Origin of the sequence: Phenylobacterium sp., assembly GCF_044236515.1 — a bacterium.
In the GTDB taxonomy this organism is placed as follows: domain Bacteria; phylum Pseudomonadota; class Alphaproteobacteria; order Caulobacterales; family Caulobacteraceae; genus Phenylobacterium.
Genome location: NZ_JBIIGK010000208.1, coordinates 1 through 4,109, shown reverse-complemented (window position 1 = coordinate 4,109; position 4,109 = coordinate 1). Strand labels below are relative to the sequence as shown.

Here is a 4,109-nt window from a genome sequence, read left to right as displayed (position 1 = left end):
GCGCCAGGCCGATGCCGGTGCCCTCGAATTCCTCGGCCCGATGCAGCCGCTGGAACACGCCGAACAGTTTGTGCGAGTAGGCCGGATCGAAGCCGACGCCGTTGTCCGAGACGGTGAAGCTCGTCACACCCTCCCCCTCGTCGCCGGTGATGGTGATCTCGGCGGGGTCACGGTCGGCGGAATATTTCACCGCGTTCTGAACCAGATTCTGCAGCACCTGCCGGATCATCGCCGCATCGCCCCAGGCGTTGGGCAGGCGGCCGATCGTCCAGGCGACCTGCCGGCCCTCCAGGTCGTGCTCCAGGGTCCGGCGGACCTCGGCCACCAGCTTGCCCATGTCGATGCGGTCGCGCGACAGGCTCGCCCGGCCGAGTTGCGAGAAATTCAGCAGGTCGTCGACCAGCCGCCCGGCCGCCAGCGCCGCGTCCTGGATGCTCTGCAGGTAGTGGCGGGACTTCTCGTCCAGCCCCTTCTCGCGGTCCACCAGCAGCTCGGCATAGCCGACGATGTGCCGGAACGGCGCGCGCAGGTCGTGCGAGATCGAATAGGAGAAGCTCTCCAGCTCCTTGTTCGTCGCCTCCAGGCGGGTGGTCAGCTCCGCCCGCTCCTCGGCCCGCCGCAGCACGAGGTTCTGGATGGCGTTGCGGAAGCCGGCGGCGCTGTCCACCTCGGCCGGCGTCCATGGCAGGGCGCGCTGGCGCACCTGCTCACGCCACAGCTCGAACGACTTGCGCGGGTGCAGCCGGTTCGCGCCCGGCTCCATCGGCTTCTTCGGGTCGCCGCTCCAGTCGATGGTCCGCACCACCTCCGGCCGGAACCACAGGATGTAGTCCGAGTGCAGCTGCGAGATCGACACCGCCAGGAGGCCGCTGGCCCGCTCGGCGAAGGCGGCCGCCTCCGGCCACAGCTCGGCCATGCTGTCGACGGCGACGACGTCCTGCGCCTGGGCGCCCAGCCGCTGGACGATCCGCAGGATGTCGCGGTCCGGCGGCGCGCTGCCGGCCGACAGCACCTTGCCGTCGCGCACCACCGCCGCCCCGGCCGCCGCGGTCAGCCCGATCCACGGCGCGGAATTCTGCACCAGGCCGGCCTCGAAGTTGGGCGCCATGGCCAGCCTGGCGAGAAGCTCGGTCTCGACCTGTTTCAGCGCCAGCCGCTCGATCGTCCGGTCCGCCTGCTCGCGCGCCTCGATCTGCAGCGACAGCACCTGGCCGAGGATGTCGCAGGCCGTGCGGACCTGCGAATTGACGTGCCGCGCCTCTCGCGAGTGGCCGGAGATCAGGCCCCAAAGCCGCCCCTCGACCATCAGCGAGATCGACATCGACGAGCCGGTGCCCATGTTGCGCATGTACTCGAGGTGCACCGGCGAGACGCTGCGCAGCGCCGCCTGCGACATGTCGAGCGGCTTGCCGTCCACGGGGCTCAGCGCCGGCTCGATCGGCGATGGGGTGTAGTCGGCGCTGGCGATCAGCCGGATGCGGTTCTGGCGATAGAGCTCGCGGGCCTGGGCCGGGATGTCTGAGGCCGGGAACCGCTGCCCGCGGTACGACGGCAGCACGCCGTCGCCGTCCTCGGCCAGCACGGTGCCGTCGCCCTTCTCGTCGAAGGCGTAGAGCATCACCCGGTTGAAGCTGGTCAGCGCCCGCACCTCCGTCACGGCCGCCTGAGCGATGACCGGCAGGTCGTTGGCGTGGCCGATGGCGTCCAGGAACCGCCGCAGCCGCGGATAAAGTCCCTCCAGGGTCTCCGCTTCGGACGCCGGCGGCTGCTCGAATTCCAGAACCACGCCCTGCGCGGCGACATGTGCGAAGATCTGCTGCAGCGCATCGCCGACCATCACCGTGCGCAGGAACACCGGATCGTCCCCAGCCAGCCAACGCCGCAGCTCGCCGACCAGCACCGCCGCTTCCGGCCGGTGGGTCAGCGCCTCGCCGGTCTCCAGCGCCAGGCCGGTGATCTCGCGCAGGTTGGCGCTGGCCTGCAGCCGCACCAGCCGTTCGCGATCGACGACCAGCAGCGCCCCGTGCGGCTGGATGCCCCCCGGGATGCGGATCGGCTCGGCCGCGCAGTCGGCAAGGTTGAGCGCCGGCGGCCCTTTGGGAGACAGGGTCTCGCTCATCGGGTCAGCCAGCCTTCCAGCATCTGGAAGGTGCGGCGCGCGCCGTCCACCGTCCGCGCCGGGTCCGGCGCCTCGACCGCCAGCCAGCTCTTGAACCCGCGCCACATCTCGCCGGTGCGCGCGCCATAGGGGTCGAAATAGGTGAGGCCGCCCGGCGGCAGCCAGGCCGCCTCGGCGAGCTCTCGCGAGATCAACTGGCCGCCCAGCGTCGAGCCCTCCAGCACATAGATCGCTCCGGCCGCCGTCGCCTCGTCCGCCGCCAGCTCCGCCGCCGCCTCGCTGACCGGCAGCGCCGCGACCTCCGCCCCGGTCAGGCCGAGCGCCGACAGGTCCCGCCGCAGATGCGGCAGGCGCCCACGCTCGGCGTGGAATTCGGCGATGCGCGGACGTTGGCGGATCGCCGCCTCCCAGGTGACGTGGAATCCGTGGAAGCGTTCGAGCACGCCCTGGAACCGCCGTCTGTCGAGAGGCCGACGCAACAGGTCCAGCCGCGCCTCGAGCGAGCGGTGGGCGTCCGCCGTCGCCACACGCAGATGAGCCGCGAGATCGGATTGTGCGGAGGTCAAACGATCAGCCGAGGCGTGCAGCATTACAGGCGGAACACTCTCTGTTCAGCCCCCCCGACGCGGGGCAAGGAACACGACCTCGCGCGGTGACGCAAGCGTCGAGAGGGCCCACAGGCGTCCGCCCGGTCCCGTCCTAGCGCTCAACGCCCGGTTTTCTCAAGAGTTCAAGCTTCGCCGTTGTTTTTCTACGGATCCGCGTAGCCGACGACCGAAAAGCTGAGCCGTCCGTCGTTCGGATCGCTGGCGAAGCCGAGACCGCCGCGCACCGTCCCGCGGGCCGGAACATAGGGGAAGGTGACGCTGCGTTCCTCGACGCCGGCGGCGCTCTCAAGGCGTCCTTCGATCTCGACGTCGGCGGCGGTCTGGAAGCTGGCGTTGCGCACCGCGATCTCGACGACGTGACCGGCGACGCCCGGCGTCACCCGCCCGGTCTGGACACTCAGGTCCGGCGGCGCGTCGCTGGCGATCATCGCCTCCATCACCGAGGCCCCGATCACCCCGAGCGTCAGGACGAGGCCAATTCCGCCCGCCACCCATTCGGCGACCGGGGTCCGCTGGAAGATCGTCGTGGGTTTGACGGGCGGTTTGGGGGCGGGTTTTCTCGGCATGACCTCAGACCAGCAGACGCGCCGCCGCGGCGCCCAGCGCGGCTGGGAAACTCAGCACCACCGTCGCCCGCACGCCTTCGACGAATCCGACGTCGTCCAGCCGCCCGAACGTCCACAGGATGTAGACGCTGACGGCCACTGCGATGCCGTAGCCGGCCAGGGTGTGATGCAGGAAGGCGCCCACGTGCCCTTCGTTGGCGTGCTGGCCCGCGAACCCGACCGTATAGACCAGGGCGTGCAGCAGCAGCAGCGAGGCGGCGATCGTCGCCACCGCGTGCGCCGCGCTCATCTTGTAGCCGATCAGCACCATCTCCTCGGTCGGCGCGACGTTGAACGCCAGGAACAGCGCGCCGGCCGCCATCAGGAACAGCTGGCCGAGGTAGCCGGCCCGCTGCTCGCGCGCATTCTCGGCCTTGCCGTTCTCGCTGAGCTGCTTGTTGGCGACGATGGCCCCGATGCTGGCCGGCGCGCCCTGGATGGCGATCTTGCCCATGATCTCCCGGGCCGGCATGTCCGGGGTCAGCAGGCCGAACAGCGTCAGCAGCGCCGCCGCCGTGACGAACCCGACCGCGAGGGCTGCGAAGGCGTCGAGCAGGTCGTCGGCCAGCCCGTCGGACTGCCGGAAACCGGCGAACATCGACAGGCCGAACACGCAGGTCGCCGTCACCGCCACGAACAGCGCCAGTCGGCCGCGGTCGACGAAGAAGCCGAGCTCCCACATCTCCATGGTCATGATCAGCGGGAAGCTGAAGATGATCGCCCCCGCCGTCGCCCGGGCGAGGCCGCGGCCATAGCTTTCCATGGGGGTGACGCTCG

Annotated in this window: 4 protein-coding genes; all 4 read right to left on the bottom strand. The window is 70.4% G+C overall.

What is annotated here, in order from left to right; genetic code table 11:
- Positions 1-2,119 (bottom strand): ATP-binding protein (locus tag ACILRF_RS15015; protein WP_395674300.1); only part of this gene is annotated, 2,119 nt, incomplete at its 3' end.
- Positions 2,116-2,709, bottom strand: coding sequence for a biliverdin-producing heme oxygenase (locus ACILRF_RS15010; RefSeq protein WP_395674298.1), 594 nt, complete (start codon positions 2,707-2,709; stop codon positions 2,116-2,118). The genes ACILRF_RS15015 and ACILRF_RS15010, both read right to left, overlap by 4 nt.
- Positions 2,710-2,870: 161 nt before the next feature.
- A complete protein-coding gene (locus tag ACILRF_RS15005; RefSeq protein WP_395674296.1) occupies positions 2,871-3,293 on the bottom strand; it encodes a hypothetical protein in 423 nt (140 codons plus the stop codon).
- 4 nt (positions 3,294-3,297) lie between these two features.
- A partial coding sequence (locus ACILRF_RS15000; protein ID WP_395674294.1) for a TIGR02587 family membrane protein occupies positions 3,298-4,109 on the bottom strand: 812 nt, incomplete at its 5' end.